11 protein-coding genes are annotated in these 17,960 nt (G+C 38.6%); all 11 read left to right on the top strand.

The window, feature by feature from the left end; translation table 11 throughout:
* The first annotated feature begins 89 nt into the window (after positions 1–89).
* Positions 90–629, top strand: coding sequence for a DUF7010 family protein (locus BST85_RS13195; protein ID WP_104813686.1), 540 nt, complete (start codon positions 90–92; stop codon positions 627–629).
* 180 nt (positions 630–809) lie between these two features.
* The gene (locus BST85_RS13190; RefSeq protein ID WP_104813685.1) at positions 810–1,835 is read left to right on the top strand and encodes a DUF1254 domain-containing protein; all 1,026 of its coding nucleotides are present in this window, start codon (positions 810–812) and stop codon (positions 1,833–1,835) included.
* A gap of 140 nt (positions 1,836–1,975) precedes the next feature.
* Positions 1,976–2,554: a dihydrofolate reductase family protein gene (locus BST85_RS13185; RefSeq protein WP_245917700.1), complete on the top strand. Its 579-nt coding sequence runs from the start codon at positions 1,976–1,978 to the stop codon at positions 2,552–2,554.
* Between the two features lie 184 nt (positions 2,555–2,738).
* On the top strand, positions 2,739–4,892 hold the full coding sequence (locus tag BST85_RS13180) for a tetratricopeptide repeat protein (RefSeq protein ID WP_104813684.1): 2,154 nt from the start codon (positions 2,739–2,741) through the stop codon (positions 4,890–4,892).
* 137 nt (positions 4,893–5,029) lie between these two features.
* The gene (locus BST85_RS13175) at positions 5,030–5,734 is read left to right on the top strand and encodes a DUF6090 family protein (RefSeq protein WP_104813683.1); all 705 of its coding nucleotides are present in this window, start codon (positions 5,030–5,032) and stop codon (positions 5,732–5,734) included.
* A gap of 499 nt (positions 5,735–6,233) precedes the next feature.
* Complete coding sequence (locus BST85_RS13170) at positions 6,234–9,761, top strand: adenylate/guanylate cyclase domain-containing protein (RefSeq protein WP_104813682.1); 3,528 nt, start codon at positions 6,234–6,236, stop codon at positions 9,759–9,761.
* 133 nt (positions 9,762–9,894) lie between these two features.
* A complete protein-coding gene (locus BST85_RS13165) occupies positions 9,895–12,036 on the top strand; it encodes a S9 family peptidase (RefSeq protein WP_219842126.1) in 2,142 nt (713 codons plus the stop codon).
* Between the two features lie 80 nt (positions 12,037–12,116).
* A complete protein-coding gene (locus tag BST85_RS13160) occupies positions 12,117–13,358 on the top strand; it encodes an alpha/beta hydrolase-fold protein (RefSeq protein WP_104813681.1) in 1,242 nt (413 codons plus the stop codon).
* A 112-nt stretch (positions 13,359–13,470) separates the two neighbouring features.
* On the top strand, positions 13,471–14,412 hold the full coding sequence (locus BST85_RS13155) for an alpha/beta hydrolase family protein (protein WP_104813680.1): 942 nt from the start codon (positions 13,471–13,473) through the stop codon (positions 14,410–14,412).
* Positions 14,413–15,363: 951 nt separating this feature from the next.
* A complete protein-coding gene (locus BST85_RS13145) occupies positions 15,364–16,227 on the top strand; it encodes an adenylate/guanylate cyclase domain-containing protein (protein ID WP_181040025.1) in 864 nt (287 codons plus the stop codon).
* A gap of 137 nt (positions 16,228–16,364) precedes the next feature.
* Complete coding sequence (locus BST85_RS13140; RefSeq protein WP_104813678.1) at positions 16,365–17,486, top strand: TlpA family protein disulfide reductase; 1,122 nt, start codon at positions 16,365–16,367, stop codon at positions 17,484–17,486.
* Positions 17,487–17,960 lie beyond the last annotated feature (474 nt).

Genomic DNA, 17,960 nt, shown 5'->3' with positions numbered 1-17,960 from the left:
ATTCATCTTACTATGAACAAGGGCGTTCTTAAACGAAACTGTTGTGGCTTATGCAGATCAATTACAGAATTAACTGAAACTGAAATTATATGAACTTTAAAGAATTTCAAAAAGATATGCGAATTGCCTATTTAGGTGGAGGAACAGGAATTCTAGCTTCAGGTTTAATCTGGCTAATTTCGGGTTTGTCTGGTATGTATCTAACCCGAGAAACCAGTATTTTGATCTTCTTTATAGGTGGAATGCTAATTTTTCCTTTGGGAGTAATTTCTGCAAAGCTCTTGAATAGAAGTGGAAAACACCAAAATAATAATCCTCTCGCAAAGTTGGCCATCGAAAGTACCGCAATATTGTTTATTGGTCTCTTCATAGCCTATTCAGTTTTCCTGACACAAAAACTGTGGTTTTTCCCAATTATGCTGATGATAATTGGCGTAAGATATTTTGTATTTCAATCCATTTACGGAATGAAGCTCTATTGGATTTTGGGACTTTTTTTAACAATAGCCGGGATGTACTGTTTGATTTCAAACCAACCTTTTCATATTGGTGGGATCACAGGTGGAATCATTGAGCTATTTTTTGGAGTCCTCGTTATTGTAAATGAAAGAAAAACAAATGAAACTTGAACTCGAATAGCACAAGGCACAACACTATGCATAGTTCATTACAGCTCAATTCCTCAGAGGAAATCAGCTGTAATTTGCCAGCTTATGTTCACCGTGAAATATCACTGCGCATGATTGCTTAAAGAAACATAAACGAACACGTTTGCAAAAATCTATTCATGAATTATAACACACAGAAAAATGAAACTATTTAGTCACATTTTAATTGGAACACTGGTTTTAGGAACGTTGATCTCCTGCAATTCTACCGAGAAAAAAGACTCAAATCAGTCAACTAATGACGAGCCAACGGCAATAATTGTAACTCAGGAAAACTTCCCTACCGCTTACAGCAATTTGCGTATGGGTATGATCGTAGAGAGAGCAGGTGGAGTAAACAAATTTATCGAAATGCCTACTCCGAGCAGTAATCCGGACGAACAGTTGGTGGTCAGAATGAACAGGGATACTTATTATTCTTCTGCAGTTATTGATGTATCAGAAGATGCTTTTATAACTATACCAGAGACAGAGCGTTACGTCAGTATTCAGATTGTTGATGAAAATCACGAAACACAACCTATGATCTATGGACCGGGAAAGCATAAGATCACAGCAAAAACGGATCATGCTTTTGTTATAGTCAGGGCCCTCGAAGACAATGCCCGAAAAAATCTCCCTATAGAAGCTGTAAGTAACAATCCCTTCGTTATGAAGGAATGGGATCTGGATAGCTTTAAAAAATTAGAAGCCGAAGGAAATGCAGTATTTGTGAAGGGTTATGACCAATCAAAAGCTTTTGGAAATAAAGAAAGCGGACAAACAACTTATATGAACTATATAGGTGCTGCCGGTGGTTGGGGTGGTGCCATGGTGGTCGATAATATTTATCAAACTTCCGGTTTCATGGATACCGAGGGGTGCTATGAAATGACTTTTCTCGATCCGCAAAACAAATACTTTTGGTCTGTAACGGTGTATAACGCCAATGGCTATATGTTCAATGATGTGGCTAATATTTCTAGCGAAATGGATCCTGTGATCAACGAGGATGGGACTATTACCGTACGATTTGGTTGTGACGATATGCCCAACAATATTCCCATCAGAGAAGGAAATACTACAGGAAAATTTAACATACTCATGCGCCACTATGGCCCTAGCGATGAAGTACGGGAAAATGTCGAAGGGTATAAAGCCACAGATTACGTTAAAAAAGTGAATTAAAGATTAATCGTTAGTCTTTACACTGCCTGACCGATTCCAAACGGAAAACGTTTACCAGGCCATGTGGCCCGCCGAAATCGAGTTTACGAGATTCATGTGATCGGATAGACATTTCACGAATAAGTCATAGCCAAACCGTTGTGACGAATACACAAAACAGTCAGGCAACCAAAGAAACAAACTTTTTGAAAAAGATAATTTATTACGTTGCGAGCTCCTTAGACGGATATATCGCAGGAGAAAATGACGATATAAGTAAATTCTTTTTACAAGGTGAAGGAGTTGAGAAATATCTATCAGATCTCGCGAATTTCGAAACAGTTATAATGGGACGAAAAACTTATGAATTTGGATTTCAATACGGACTTGAACCAGGACAACCTGCCTATCCTAAGATGGGGCATCATATTTTTTCGAATTCATTAAAAATTGATAACCTCTCTGAATCTGTAAAAATCGAGGAAATAAGTGTTGATAGAGTGAATGAAATTAGACAAAACGCAAAAACTGACATTTATCTGTGTGGTGGCGGACAGTTTGCTGGTTGGTTATTGGAGAACGGTCTGATTGACCAATTGAAACTCAAATTGAACCCTGTTGTACTCGGAAGTGGGACGAAGTTATTCGGTTCTTCAACTGCCAATGAAAGTTGGAAGTTAACTGACATAGAATCCTTTTCGGACGGACTTCAAATATTGACTTACGATAAGAAAAAATAAAAACGGTACTAGCCACAACACAAGCCATTGGCAATAAATCTTAAAAATCTCCACTAAAAAATTGAATAAAACGAGAAATCAAATTTAACACGATGGTGACTTTGGCCGATTTGAATTGAAATCACAATTTCTTCTGTTTGTCGAATGCACATAGATTAAATTGCAGAAAAAGCTCTTTAATACCATGACCACCGAACTACTAGATATTCGAATTCGAATACCGATATTATTTCAAACCACAAATTATTATGTGAGTCTTAAATGGCTCATTTTAATAGTACTATTTTATTCTTCAGGGATCAGCGCAAATGCGCAAACCCGACTCGACTCATTGTACGCAATATGGCAAGATAAAGTTCAAGTAGACTCGGTTCGTGCAAAAGCTTACTATAAATATATCTGGGAAGGATATCTATACTCGAAACCAGATTCTGCCCTTGTTTTAGCAAAAAATCTTGTGAAATATGGGGAGGATAATAAATATCCAAAAGCCAAAAATTTTGGCTATAACATTCAAGGTATTGTATATAAGAATAAAAGTGAGTATTCCAAAGCAATGGAATTTCAGGAAAAGGGTTTAGAGCTTTATAAAAAACAAAACGATAAGAAAAATATTGCCAGTACGCTTCACAATATGGCCATTATTTACAGGAGAACTGGCAATCACACAAAAGCACTGACGTATTACAATCAAAGCATCGAAATTAACCAGCAGATTAATTACCAAAAAGGTATTGCTAATTCTCTTGCAGGTTCTGGGTTCATTTATAACATTCAAGGTAATTACCCAAAAGCGATCAATTGTTATAATAAGGGGCTAAGGATTAACGAACAGTTGGGAGATCAAAGTGGTATTGCAGATTTTCAAATCAATATTGGAGCGATCTATTTTGACCAAGGTAATACTATTAAAGCGCTGGAGTATTTTAATGACGCGTTGAATTTTTATCAAGACCAAGGCAACCAGTACAGGCGATCTGAAATCTTCAAATATCTTGGACGTATATCACAAAGTCAAGGGGATTACGATCAAGCTCTGGACTATTTTAAACAAAGCAAAGCCATTAATGAACAACTCGATAATAAAACTGGTATTGCGGACGACCTTAACTTCATTGGACTTGTCTACAATAATCTTGGTGATCATAAAAGGGCATTGGAGTATTACACTCAAAGCTTAAACATTCAAAACACGGTCAATGACAAAAATGGCATGGCTCGGTCCAAAATCAATATTGGAGTGGTTTATCTTGCCCAAGACAACTACTCTAAATCCATAGAAAACTGCCAAGAAGGATACCAATTGGCTGTATCTATCAATGATCTTTTGGCGCAAAGAGATGCTTGTAAATGTCTGTATGATGCTTTTAAAAAGACACGCCAAGTAAATGAAGCTTTATTTTATTTGGAAAAAAGAAGACTTCTAGATGATAGTCTTAATCTCAAAGAAACCGCAACAAAACTTCAACAAATGGAGTTTAAAAAAGAACTATTAGCGGACAGCCTGGAATTCTCAAAAAAGCAAGCGATCGATAAAATAAAATTAGAAAAATCAGAAAACACCAAGGATGCATTGATCATAGGCGCCATATTACTTATCCTTTTACTTGGTGTCATTTATTATGGTTACCGACAAAAGCAAACAGCCAACAGGTACTTAAAAGAGCGCAATGCCTTCGAAATAGAAAATAAGAAAAAAGCCATGACCTTGTTTAGTCAGCAAGTCTCTCCAGAAGTAGCCAAAGAGCTATTATCCGATTCTTACAAATCTGGAGCTAATAAATTGCGTGCCTGTATCATGTTTCTGGATATCAGAAATTTTACGCCCTTTTCTGAAACAAGAGATGCTGCAGAAATTAACCAATATCAAAATGACGTTTTTGGTTTTATGATTGATATAATTAGCGAGCATAATGGCATCATCAACCAGTTTATGGGAGATGGATTTTTAGCATCCTTCGGAGCCCCAGCCTCCCCGGGAAATCACAGCCAAAATGCAGTTAATGCATCCTTGGAAATACTCAAAGAGCTCGAGGAGCGATGTTCATCTGGTCAATTACTTGATACCAAAATTGGTATTGGATTACATACAGGAGAAATCGTAACGGGAAATGTGGGTACTGCTAAAAGAAGGCAATATTCCGTGACCGGAAACACGGTCATATTAGCATCGCGAATCGAGCAGTTGAACAAGCAGTTTAAATCGGAATTACTTCTATCTAAAGAAGTGCTTAATGATCTTAAGGACATTGAAAACTACACTTTTGAATCGCTTGGTCCAATACAACTCAAAGGCAGATCGGAGCCTGTTGAAGTCATTAAATTGAAATCAACTTAGTTTCAAAATTCATTAGGTTGGAGGTTTGTAATAAGCTTCAAAATGGAAATAAAAACACTATTTTCAGCAAGGGATTTAAGCCATTAAAACGGTTCACATACAAGACGTTGTGCTTCATGATAAACAAAAGCTAATCAATGATCAAACTCTTTAGAAAAAACAGACAAAACTCACTAGGAGAAGGAAAAATAGGCAAGTACTTGAAATATGCAATTGGAGAAATTATCTTAGTAGTCTTAGGTATTTTAATAGCCCTATATCTCAATGACAGAAATAGTAAGCGTGCTGAAGAAAAAGCGGCAATTTCTGTATACGAAAATATCAAACAACAGGTTGTCAATGATATGACCACATTAAATCATTGCACCACTCAAAATAAAGAATTAATCGAAAAGTATTGGTATGCGTCCAATATTATAGAACAAAATGATCGAGAGAAAATTGATACTCTCGGAAAAATAGTATTTGAACTCTCAAAATATTCTGATTTTAACAGAAGCAGTACCATTTATCAAAATTTATTAAATAGTGGAGAATCGAAACTATTAAAAAATACAGCTATTCTGGAGCAGATCCAGAAACTAGAAGAGGCCTATATACTTGTAAATAGAACTGAAGAAATTCATTTTGAGATAATTAGCTTCTTTGGGCCTGATATATTTAAATCCATCAAGTTTTATGATCTTTCCACTCGAGATTCAGACAAACTTTTTGGGATCGATTTTCAAAATTATTTTATGTCGGCCATTTCTATTAGTTCGGATAAGGAATATGCATACCAACTTACAATTGACCAAATTGAATTACTGATAGAATTATTAGATGAAGAACTTAATCACTAAAACCCAAAGTTAAACATCTCCGACAGCTTGTTGTGTCTGATATTCCTAATAAAAATTCAGACAAACAGAAAAGGATAGTTTTACATACTCATGAGTCACTATGGCCCTATCGGTGAAGTACGCAATAATGTCGAAGGGTATAAAGCCACAGATTACGTTAAAAAAGTGAATTAAGGATAAATCTTTAGTCTTTACACCCTCGGACCGATTCCAAAGGGAAAACGTTTGCTCACAATGTATAAAGGGCACTAAATTGCCCATTATACTTAAAGAAGGTTTTTGAAGAAAACATTATTATTTACACGAAGTATCTCGAAGAAATTGAGCGGTTTATAAATAACATATTGAAGAAGGAAACCAAAAATCAAACAGAGACTGTATTTGTGGAATAAAAATTCCGAATGGCCAACAATGTCTCAAGGTCATTTAATCAATCGTTGGGCATAAAAAAGTTTGTTTAAGGCTTTCTGGTATAATGCTTAAATTCTACGCACCATAAATGTCCAGCAAAACAAAAACTATATTAGTAAGCATGATGAGGGATGTCCTCTCTTTTCGTTCAAAGCTATCGTATTGTCTGTACGCTACTTTAGCAATTGTCGCTCTTGCAGGATGTAAGCAAGACCATGAAGAGTTTGAACTTGCAGGTAAACAACAATCCATTCAGGTTAATATAGTCTCACCAGACACCATTCTCTTCGCTGATCTATCGGACAGTCTGCGACCTAAACCCATATGGCTAGAAAACAGGCCTGAACCATTGAAGATTGAAATTCCAAAAACGGTTTCATCCAGCAGTCCTGATTTTCATCCATTGTATCCAGAAACCCAGCTAAAACCTCCTATGGAGGTCAAGGCAGAATTCTCGACGGTATTTCGAAATTATTCTACCGAAGAAGGTGTGGCCGTAGACGTAACATCTTGTTCATTTGCAGATTCAAAAGGCAACCTTTGGTTCGGAACATTTGTTGGCGGTCTAACCAAATACAACGGAAAAGATTTCACCAGATATACAAAAGCTCAAGGACTGTTAAGTAATGAAATTTTTGCCATCACAGAAGATCACCAAGGGAATATATGGATAGGCACCATAGAAGGCGTTTCCAAATTCGATGGTGCAGGTTTTACAACTGTGTATAATCAAAGCAGAGTATATGATATTCTACAAGACAAGGATAGAACTTTTTGGTTTGCCCTTGAAAATGGACTTATCCATCACACTGAGGATGGCAATACTCTTTATTCAAAAAATAACGGTCTTTCGGGTGATAGCGCCTATGCATTGGCCCAGAATGAACAGGGTAAATTATTCATAGGTACTGAAAATGGATTGAGTATTTACGATGGGCAAACGTTTACTCATATAACCGATGAGATCGATCCACTGTACAAACCGATAAGAAAAATAATTGTTGACCCAGATGGAGCTATCTGGATAGGGTCTCCTTTAGGCCTTGCGAAACTTATTGACCAGAAATTCAGTTATTATCCTATCGATAAAAAATTCACTCCGGATGAGAGCACTGTAATATTTATGGATAGCCAAAGCAATATTTGGCTTGTGGTCCGGGGTGAAGGGGTACTTAAATTTGATGGGTCAAACTTCATTTCAATCAATAGTTCAAAAGGAGTGAAGAATAATGAAATAGATAATATTATCGAAGATTCTAGCGGCAATATTTGGTTTGGAACAGATGCAGGCATAAGCAAATATTCAGGAGATGCCATCATCAATTTCACTCAAGAACAGGGCATCATTGATAAAAGTGTTCGTAGTATTGTTCAGGATGACGAAGGTTATCTCTGGTTTGCCGGAAACTCGAATGGCCTGAGCCGATTTGATGGTTTTCATTTTTTAAATTTTGGAAGACAACAAGGTCTGCCATCTTCCATGTTTTGGTCTATGGAAGCGGACAACAAAGGTAATGTCTGGTTAGGTACTTACGGCAATACCCCTGGCAATGGACTTGTGAAATTTGATGGAGAATCATTTACGACATTTTCCAAGGATCAAGGATTGCCATCTGATACGGTTTATTTCATTTATCATAACCCAAACGGCTCCTTATATATCGCTACGTCTAAAGGAATAAGCATATTCGACGGAAAGTCTTTTACTAATTTCTCGAATAGGAATGGGCTTGTAAACAATGAGGTATATTGTATAACAAAAGATAAAAATGGAGATTTCTGGTTTGGTACGGGAGGTGGCATTAGCAGATATAATGGTCACTCCTTTATCAACTACTATGGCGAGAACGGACCAGGTGACGTAGACATTAAATCCATCCTTGAGGATAAAGAAGGGAATCTCTGGTTAGGCAGTTACGGGAAGGGCTTGTACCGATTTGATGGAGATTCTTTCCACCAATTTACAATCCAAGATGGATTACCCGATGATGTCATCACACAAGTGGCTTTATCTGAAGAAGGCCATATTGTAATAGGAACCAATAACGGCATTGCAATGCTTAAGGGGTTTGACAGCAACCCGGAACAAAATGACTTTCAAAATAACTCAGTAAGTCTTCATATTGAGGTGCATAACACACTTTCAAATAGTGAATTATCCAAGTATAAACCTGTATTTGAAATTTACAACACTAGTACTGGTTATCAGATCAAAGATGTCAATCGGGGACAACAGGGTATCTATTTAGATAAAAAAGGTGTGCTCTGGATAGCAACAGGCTCAGAAAAAAGTGGTTTAGTCCGTATGGATTACAAAGAGCTTTCAAAAAATAAACGTCCGCCCAATAATACGCTCACTGCCGTTAAGATCAATAACGAAAATATTTCCTGGCGAAGTTTAAAGTTAGTTACGACCGCTCAAAAATCTAACATCGATTCAGCTTATACAGTGGATGCATCAATTTCTGAAGAGATCACCACTTATGGGAAACCATTGAGTAGCAAAGAAAGATCGGAGTTAAGGTCAAGATACAAGGACCTGGCATTTGATGCTGTTAGCCCTTTTCATTCCATTCCGCAAAATTTGATACTACCTTATTCACATAACAACTTGACTATTGAATTTTGTGCCATCGAGCCTGCTGATCCAAAACTCGTTAATTATCAATTTAAGTTGGAAGGATACAGCGACTCTTGGAGTCCTCCATCAAACCAGACCTCTGCGACTTTCGGAAATATTTTTGAGGGAGATTATACATTTTACGTGCGTTCTCAAAGTCCAAGTGGGGTTTGGTCGGAACCATTAACGTATTCATTTACTGTTCTACCACCTTGGTATAGAACACTCTGGGCCTATGCATCCTATATGCTTATTTTTCTGTTTGGCTTCAGGAGCTTTAGTAAATACAGAGAACGAAAACTCATTGCTGAAAAGGTGAAGTTGGAAGAAACCGTTCTGGAGCGGACCAATGAATTAATTCAAGAAAAAAAGAAATCGGACAGTCTTTTACTCAATATTCTACCTAAAGAAATCGCTCAAGAACTAAAAGAAACGGGAAGCGTGATTCCCAAAAGACATAAGAATGTAACTATTCTTATGACCGATTTTAAAGGGTTTACTGAGCTTGTCGCATCCGTCCCGGCCATTACTCTGGTCGATGAACTCAATGACATTTTTGGACGATTCGATGAAATCGTTGAGGAGACTGGTATTCAAAAAATTGAAACAATTGGTGATGCGTATGTTGCCGCATACGGGCTTGAGGAGGAGACGGCAGAGCATGCTATTAATTGTATCAGAGCCGCACAAAAAATGTTATCCTACCTGGAGAAGAGAAATAAGGAACATGAGCTAAAATGGAATATGAGGGTTGGTATACATTCCGGCCCTATAGTAGCTGGAGTTGTTGGAAAGAAGAAATTCAACTATGATCTTTTTGGAGATACCATAAATACGGCAAGCAGGATGGAGTCTTCAGGAGAGCCAGGTAGAATAAATATTTCAGATCCCACTTATCAGCTTGTCAAGCATGCCATCAAATGTGAGTATAGAGGAAAGATCCATGCCAAGGGAAAAGGAGAGTTAGACATGTACTTTGTAAAAATTGATGGTTGATTTATAAGCGGAATAACTCTGCGGATGAGTTGATGTGCCAGTTCACTTTGCTCATGTCAGTGAGTTGTTGTTGGAAGGACAACTGATCAAGTGAAAACACAACATAAAACAATCACATGCAACAGATCTCTTTTTGGCAAACTTGGGTAGTGACAGGCTTACTGATGGTGATGCCCGGGTAGTAACAGCACAACAAGCTGAGCTCACTCTTGATGACCTCTTCGCCTCACCAAAACTAACGGGAACTACCCCTTCCAGGCCTGTATGGGCTCCCAGCAGCGAGCACTTCGCCTTTTCCTGGAGTGAACCGGGAAATCCCGGGCGTGGCCTCTGGGTTTCCACAAGCGGTGGGAAGCAGCTGCGCCTGATTTCCAATCCGGCATCTGGGTCAGTGCGTGACATGGTCTGGAGCGATGCGAATACAATTGTCAGCCTGCGAGGGAACGACCTATGGCAGACATCGCTGACCCAAGGAGACGATCTCCAGTTTATGCCCGTCCAGCCAGGCGCACATCATCTGTCGATATCTCCAAGCGGTAACCAAGCGGCGTATTTAGTGAATGGTGACTTGTGGCTTGCTGACTTCCCTTCCAAAAAGAATCGACAGCTCACCGAGATCGGTATTGCCAGTCTCTCCAGCCTACCCAAGGGACGATACAGCCGTCCGGAACGTGAAATAGGCCCGGGCATCTGGAGTGGGCCAACCTACAAATGGTCCCCTGATGGCAAGACAATCGCCTTTCACGAGGTTGACCGACGCGAGATGCGAAAGGTGCCGTTCCCGGATTACCTCGCCGTCGAAACCAATCCCAACGAGGTGCGCCGAGGTTACCCGGGCGATCCAAACGAGATTCGCCGGGTTGGTCTGCTTGATGTAGAAAGCGGTAAGCTTACCTACCTCGACTTGCCAGACCCAGACGCCAACCAGGTCATCGACTTCAACTGGTCACCGGATGGTGCGCTGCTGGTCGATACCGCATCCGACACGGCAGTTGAGCGTAAGTTGTTCGTCCTATCACCCGGAGAAAGCCAACTGCGAGAGATTTGGCGAGGTGTTCGAGAGAGCCGCATGTACACATCCTTTGGATCCACTTGGCATCCGGATGGAAATGAGGTCGTTTTCTTAAGCGATCTAGGTGATCGCTACGGCCTTTATACCATCGATAACTCACCGTCCAAAGACCGTCCGCAGCTCCTGACAGATCCATCCTACGATGTGCTATCCTCTCCCAGTATTGCCGGTGACGCTCTGTTTTATGCAGGTAATGGGGTCAATCCATACGAACAACATGTGTATCGCCTCAAATTGTCCGGTGGCGAGCCCGAGCAGCTGACGCGCCTTGCAGGACGCAACGTTGGCTACCCCTCACCGGATGGCCGGCACTTGGTATTTATACATAGCAGCGATACTTCACCCCCAGAGCTTTATGTACAAAGCAGCGAGGGTGGTGACCCTACCCGAATAACCAACTCCCCCCTGCCCGCCTTCACGGAGCGATCTTGGACAGCTGCGGATTACGTTAGTTTCCCGAGTCTTGTCGATGACTACACCCTCCATGCCCGTATTCTTAAACCCACCAATATGCAGCCTGGCAAGAAGTATCCTGTGCTGTTTGGGCCCGTGTATTCGAATACGGCAAGGAACCGCTGGGCAGGTAACTACAGCCTGGTACAGCAGCTGTTGGTCAAGAAGGGATATATTATCGTGCAGGTGGATTCGCGCGGTAGCAACGGTTATGGCCAGGCATTCCGTGAAGAATTCCTGCTGGGCTTTGCCGACCAGGACATCGAGGATTATGCCAGTGCTGTTGCCTATATGGAGTCTCTGGATTATGTTGACCCTGATCGCATCGGCATCTGGGGCAGCAGTTACGGTGGCACACTCTCGGTTTATTCGCTGCTAAAGAAGCCGGGCTTATTCCAGGTGGGTGTTGCTGCAGCAGCAGCTGTTGACCCCGTATTCTTTGGCACGGACGACGTTGCGATAGTTCGTCGACCGCAGACCCACCCGGAGATCTTTGAAAGAAAAGCGCTCAACTATGCAGCCAATCTGGAGGATAAACTACTGTTCATCCACGGCATACAGGACCATGTGGTACCATTTAAGACGACGGCCGTGTTAGCGGAAGAACTCATTAAACAGGGCAAGGATTTCGACTTTGCCTTTGCACCGGGAGCGACCCACGGATGGAGCCGTGAGCGGTATTACGATCGCTACCTGTTTGGCAAGCTGATCGAATACTTTGACCGCTACCTGGGCGAACCGAAAGATTAGGTGATTGCAGCTGTCTTGTTCTGGCCTGATAATTGATAAAGTGCAACCCTATAGTAACAAACAACATCGGAAAAACTCAAATGAAAAAACACCTCTTCCTCCTCCTGACAATTGGATCATTCTTGTCTTCCCTTCAAGTAATTAGAGCCCAAACTAATGAAATTGAAACGGAAATTATTGATAGCGTATATTCTGAAGTACTGAAAGAATCTCGTGAGTTTTGGGTTAAATACCCAGACAATTACAACCCAGATGGTACTGAAAAATATCCTGTCGTCTATTTGCTGGATGGATTTTCATTGAAAGAAAATTTAGAAGCAGTTTATGATAATTATTGGGGACATTATCTGCCTCATATGATCCTGGTTGGGGTTTCCAACAGAACCAACAGAGTGCGGGACTTAACTACTTCACAGATAAAAATGAGGCGCGGACAGGCTATGGATCAAGATACTGGCGGCGCCGAAAACTTTACCCAATTCATCGAAAAAGAACTAATCCCATACATAGACAGTAAATATCCCGCCACTTCTTACCGAACTTTGATTGGCCATTCTTATGCCGGTTTGTTTACTGTTCATATGTTGGTCAATCATCAACATCTCTTTCAAAATTATATAGCCATAGACCCAAGTTTGGATTGGGATGACCAAAAATTGTTGATGGAGGCAAAAGAAAAGCTGAGTTCAGAAAGTTACAAAGGCAAATCCCTTTTCGTTTCTTTAGCAGCAGAGCAGCTACATATGTGGGATGAAGATATAACCATGGAGAATATCATGGACGACTCTTCAGAGTTTACCTTGTTTGCCCGTTCCATCATCGACTTTTCAACTTTTGCCGAATCTCAAAAACAGAGTGGACTAAATTTCTCCTGGAAGGTTTATCCTGAAGATCTGCATGGTACCGTCCCGCTCCCTACGATGAGAGATGGATTGGTCTTTCTTTTTAAGTGGTACCAGTTTAAATCCCCTCAAAAGTATAATAACCCAGAAACGACAGTAGAAGAATTGGTTGAGCTATTGAAGGAGCAGGAACAAATCTATACCCAGCATTTTGGTGTCCCCACTGCACCCATGATAGACGAAATGTTAAATGGCTATGGCTACATGAATATGCAAATGGGACAACCGGAGAAGGCGTTCATGTTTTTTGAAATGAATATTAAGTACAATCCAACAAGTGCAAATACGTATGACTCGATGGCTGAGTATTACGAATCTCAAAACGACAAAGAGAATGCCTTGAAATATTTAAACCAGGCCTATGAAATAAGTGGTGACGATTACTACAAAGAGCGAATTGAAGCTCTAAATAAAGAATAACGAAAAGCTTGCGTGACTATATTTGCCTAAGGCAGTTCGCTTCGCTCGTATCAATGCGAAATCATAGCCAGGGCCGTTAGGGTTAAATTGAACCTAAATTTCAAGATTAAAAATGAACAAAGTTTTTAGGACATTAAAAAAGGGATTTCTATATACTTTCTCTATTCTCATATTTATTTCAGCCGCAGCTTACATATACCTCTATGTGCTTCCAAAAGGACCTGAAATAACAGAAATTAAAAAAACAAACAATGGAATAGACTCTTTTGTTATATACGCTTATAAAAATAGTGAGAGAAAATCAATTAAGGTATGGACTTATAAACCTGAAAGTTGGAATGAAAAAGACAAAATAGTTTTCGTTATGCACGGGGGTGGACGAAATGCATATGACTATCTAAACACTTGGGTTGAGCTAGCTGATGAAAACAACCTTCTAATAGTTGCGCCTGAATTCGAAAATAAGTTCTCAACTTACACAACGAACGACTATCAGGAGGGCAATTTATTTACCTTTTTTGGAAGTAAAAATCCAAAAAGCGAATGGGCATACACAGTAGTTGAGAACATTTTTGACCATATTAAATCAGTTAACAAAATCACTAACGAACAGTATGACATTTTTGGACATTCTGCTGGCGGACAATTTGTTCATCGGATGGTAATGTTAATGCCGGAATCACGGATAGGAACAGCCATTGCCGCAAATGCCGGATTTTACACCCTGCCTGAAGAAAATTTGGCATTTCCTTATGGATTGAAAAAAGTGGACATCAAACTAGACACCCACGTCAAAGCAGGACACAAAAAGAGATTGATTATTCTATTAGGCGAACAGGACAATGACCCAAGTTTAGGAACTTTTAGAACAACTGAATTGGCAATGGAACAGGGAGTGCACAGACTTGAACGGGGAACTAATTTTTTTATAACAAACAAGAAGCTTAGTGAGCAAAAAAACTGGGTATTCAATTGGGCAATTGATACCGTTAAAAACACAGGACATGATTACAAAAAAATGTCGGAAACTTCCATTAAATGGATAGAGAAATAAAGCAGGGCGAAAATAAAGAGCAGCACCCTTGAACAGCAATGAATTGAATCAATCAAAAATTTCTTGCAACTCCATTAGCTAGTTTGATTATTTGTACTCTTATCGGATTTAACGGAATCATTTGAGACCTTATAAAAGTTTGGTGAAATTTTATCGGAACGGTTGGTATTGTTTATCTGGGCCTATTTATTTCAAAATTTAAGGGTGAAAATTTCCTAAATAAAAGCAGACCAAAAAACGAATACGACACTCTTTTTCTTTTTACTTTTAAGCAATTCTCGTTTATTCAATTGCAGTCCCATTTTTCCGAGCTGACTATTCTTCCCTTCCAATGACTGTAAGAATTCTAACCGGTTTATGTGGTTGTAATTTTCATGGATCATAAAACTTCTGGGTGGAACTTTTCACTCATTGATAAGGATCGTTTCAGTTTTGACCCTTTGGTATCTCCTGCCCGAATTCAGGTTTTTAGCTATTCCATTTGCAATCGTAGTGATATACATTATTACGCTAATCAACTTAAATAACAGAAACAATACTGAATTAAAAGAACCCTAGAATTCAAGGGTTAGAAAATATCGCTGACTGTAATTAATTAAAGAGCAGCATCAAACAATAGAATAATACCGTAAAAATCGTCTTAAAATCAATATATTATGGACTGGCAATTTATTTATTATAGTAAGCAGTAACATTAATGAATTTATTTCCAAGCCTAAGACAAAAATTCTCTCATTACAGGATTAGAGGTAAAATAATAACCGTTCTATGGATAACCTTAGTTTGGTCATTAATATCATTATTTCGCTTTTTTGAGACCTATGCCAGCATAATTCATACGGAAGGTCAAGAACACACATTAAAATTCAGTGATGGTATTTTGGCTAGCTTGGTAATAATTGTTCCTGCAGGATTAATTGTTGGATCCAGTTTAGTTTTTATATGGGAACGATGGCTCAGAAAAATGGCCTATCTAAAGGCTATGTTTTTTATTTTACTCTTCTACTCTTTAGTTTTTTTATATTCTATCCATTGGATTACATGTGGAAAATAGTCAATAATTCCAGTGAATTAGTTGATAACAGTGTAGTAAAAACAGTCCTGGAGAACACGCTTAATTTAACACTACTATCCAATTATATATTTTGGTTCGTCATTACGTTTTTAACCATTTTATCTCTATTTATTAGAGATAAATTTGGACCAATAACCTTTGTCAATTTTTTAAAAGGAAAATACTTTAGGCCAAAACGTGAAGAGCGTGTCTTCATGTTTATGGATTTAAAATCATCCACAACAATTGCTGAAGAGCTCGGGGAGGAGCGGTATTTTAATTTTTTAAATGACACATTTAGTATTGCAACACCAGGAATACTATCTGCCCACGGAGAAATTTATCAATATGTTGGTGATGAAATCGTGATAAGTTGGATAACAAAAAATGGTGTCAACAGGGCCAATTGTATCAGCTGCTATTATAAAATGACAGGGCTACTGAAAGATAAATCGGATTACTTTAATGACACCTACGGAACACAGCCTGTGTTTAAAGCTGGATTACATTTTGGACCTGTAATTACAGGTGAAATGGGAATAGTAAAAAGAGAAATTGTGTACTCTGGAGATGTTTTAAATACCGCATCGCGGATTCAATCACTTTGCAATGAAATGAAGACTGATCTTCTGGTATCCAGAAATTTAATATCACTCATAGATCTCAATTTTTTGGATAAAAAAGTCAAGTCTATTGGCAACATTAGTCTTCGAGGAAAACAGGAAAAAATTGAGTTAGTTACCCTTCTGGATGACGATTAAGCCGGCGCCAGAGATTAACCCATTAATTAATTCTAAAGGCACTCCTAACTTGTATGACGTAATTGAAGCTACAAATGTTGAAATAATGAATATCATGTTGCATTTCAAAAACCAATAAAAACAGTGGCTAACAATGTATGCAAGGCATAGCTGGCCTAACCATAGAGTTCCAACGCCTCATAAGCAATAAAACAGTAGTAATCATGCTCACTAACGTTTTAAAAACATCACTTTTTATATTTCTGTTATCGACCTTGATTTTAGGTTGTGAAGAGGAAAGAGAAAATCCTTTTTCTGTTCTAGAGGTAAATATTGCCAACCAGCAATTTTTAGACAGCTTAATTATCTACGATAAAGATGAATCCTGGGAGGTAAAATCGATTATTCGATTCACAGAATCAAATTCGGTGATTGACACCTTGAATATCCTCCAGACAAAACGCTATCAGATTTATTCGTTTATATCTGGCAACCAAGGAGAAATGGGAGAATTATTAATCTCCCCAAATAGTAAAATATCTCTATCAATTGATGAAAATCAACTTTTCGAGTCAATAAGTTATTCTGGCAACTTTAAATTACCCAATAATTTCTTGGCCTATTCCAAAAAACATCAAAACCAATTATCCGAAATGGTTCGCAATGGAATAGAACAAGAGGATTTAGAAATATCAATTGATGAAAGGAGTAAATTAATACATGAGAAAGGGAAAGCACTCGATATAGTTGATAGCCTGAGTACTTATGTCGACCGAAAATTCAACAAGTTCGCTGAAATTCTAATACAAAAGAACATCAAACACCAATACAAGCAATCACTAATTGGTGAAATTGGAAATAACTTCTTTTTCAAAGACGTAAACAATCGCGAAAAGTCCTTGAGAGATTTTAAAGGAAAATATATTTACATAGATGTCTGGGCTACCTGGTGTAAACCTTGTAAAGTAGAGCATACTTATTTGGAACAGTTAGACGATTATTTTTCTGATAATGATGACTTTCAAATTATTTCCGTAAGCACGGATAGCGAATTTGACAAGTGGAAGAGGTACGTCACTAAGAATTCTATGGAAGGAATACAGCTTTATTCTGGCGCAGATTCAGATTTTGTAAAATTTTATGACATTGGTGCTTTACCACGATTTATTCTATTAGATCAAGCAGGTAGAATTATTAATTCTGAAGAAATAAGGCCTTCTAATCCCGAATTATTAAAGAAATTAAACTCCACCGTTCACAATGATAAATATGCCAAATAGCGCATTTGGAAATTTTTATTTCGCTTACCCTAGTGTCCTAGATTCTTGTGATAGTATTTGCCTACATCTTCACAACTAATCCAACTAAAGCAGAAAAATAAAACTACGCCAATACCGAATAAGAACAATGGCTAGTTAACATCTGACAGAATCAGGTTACAAAACATATTTTGAATCGTCTTCCACCTAATAGATCAGAAAATATGAATGAAAAAAAATTATAAGATATAGGTGGAGCTTGTGCCATTCTTGAGGGGCTTATTTATATCCTTGCCTTCATTATTTACGGAGGTATTTGGGCTTGGACAAATGGTATGGTTTTTATGGATTGGAATAACTAGGATACGTAAGCCAATGGTTGGAAGTGCCGATTGAACGTATACTAAGACGGTAGATAAGCTATAGCGGTTTGGGAACTTCCTCAAACCGCTTTTGTATTTAAACAAGTATATTGCTTACTGATAGTATAGTGTG

This window comes from Aureitalea marina, from assembly GCF_002943755.1.
GTDB classification, from domain to species: Bacteria; Bacteroidota; Bacteroidia; order Flavobacteriales; family Flavobacteriaceae; genus Aureitalea; species Aureitalea marina.
Note: the sequence above shows the minus strand (reverse complement) of the source record. Positions and strands in the feature narration are given on the sequence as shown.